Origin of the sequence: Nocardia sp. AB354, assembly GCF_049538315.1 — a bacterium.
GTDB classification, from domain to species: Bacteria; Actinomycetota; Actinomycetes; order Mycobacteriales; family Mycobacteriaceae; genus Nocardia; species Nocardia nova.
Genome location: NZ_JBMVFU010000088.1, coordinates 1 through 353, shown reverse-complemented (window position 1 = coordinate 353; position 353 = coordinate 1). Strand labels below are relative to the sequence as shown.

The 353-nt window shown below is 59.5% G+C and carries 1 protein-coding gene; it reads left to right on the top strand.

The genetic code is table 11. From position 1 onward, the window contains the following. A partial coding sequence (locus tag ACPCUW_RS35215) for an LLM class flavin-dependent oxidoreductase (RefSeq protein WP_423429702.1) occupies nucleotides 1-353 on the top strand: 353 nt, incomplete at both ends.

Below are 353 nucleotides of genomic sequence, written 5' to 3'. Positions count from 1 at the left end.
GACGGTTTCATCTGCACCTCGGGTAAGGGGATGGACCTGTATACGGAGAAGTTGATACCGGCGGTGACCGAGGGTGCGGAGAAGGTGGGTCGTACGCTCGGTGATATCGATCGGATGATCGAGATCAAGATTTCGTATGACACCGATCCGGAACTGGCGTTGGAGAATACGCGGTTCTGGGCGCCGTTGTCGTTGACGGCCGAGCAGAAGCATTCGATCACCGATCCGATCGAGATGGAGGCGGCCGCGGATGCGTTGCCGATCGAGCAGATCGCCAAGCGCTGGATCGTGGCCAGCGATCCGGATGAGGCGGTCGAGCAGGTCAAACCGTATGTCGATGCGGGGCTGAACCA